1 protein-coding gene is annotated in these 449 nt (G+C 42.5%); it reads left to right on the top strand.

The features are described from left to right. Positions 1-12: 12 nt before the first annotated feature. Positions 13-429, top strand: coding sequence for a chitin binding peritrophin-A domain-containing protein (locus F0L74_RS34770; protein ID WP_497707340.1), 417 nt, complete (start codon positions 13-15; stop codon positions 427-429). Positions 430-449: the final 20 nt, after the last annotated feature.

The following is a 449-nucleotide window of genomic DNA, read 5'->3' as shown; positions in this document are numbered from 1 at the left end:
TATAAATTTTACATGTGCTCATCTGGAAATCCCGTAACTCTTAAATGTCCTTCGAACTTATTCTTTAGCCCAATCACCCAAACTTGTGAATGGTCCAAGAATGTCGAATGTGGCACTAGAGTCGTTCCAGGTGAGGAAAACGTCAATACTGGTCCTTGTAACTGTGATCCGAAACAGGCATTATCTTTATGTGCTCAAGAAGGTTCGAACGGCAAACTTGTAGCCCATAATGTGTGTAGCCACTATCACATGTGCGTCAGCGGTAAAACATTATCACTCGCTTGTCCGTCTAATCTTTTCTATGATCCTCAAAAGGAACGATGCGATTTTCCTGCTAATGTCAGCTGCGAAGGCCGTGTTGCACCAGTGTTCCTACCCCCACTCAACAAACATTTGGAAGCACGACAAAACATCAGACACTACTTTTAAAGGACTCTATGAAAAACTTC

Source organism: Chitinophaga agrisoli (assembly GCF_008386695.1).
Classification (GTDB): Bacteria; Bacteroidota; Bacteroidia; order Chitinophagales; family Chitinophagaceae; genus Chitinophaga; species Chitinophaga agrisoli.
The sequence above is the reverse complement of the archived record's forward strand: the minus strand, read 5'-3'. Positions and strand labels throughout refer to the sequence as shown.

Excerpts from the sequence above, each read along its gene's own strand:
- F0L74_RS34770 (WP_497707340.1), top strand. The coding sequence starts at position 13 with ATGTGCTCATCTGGAAATCCCGTAACTCTTAAATGTCCTTCGAACTTA.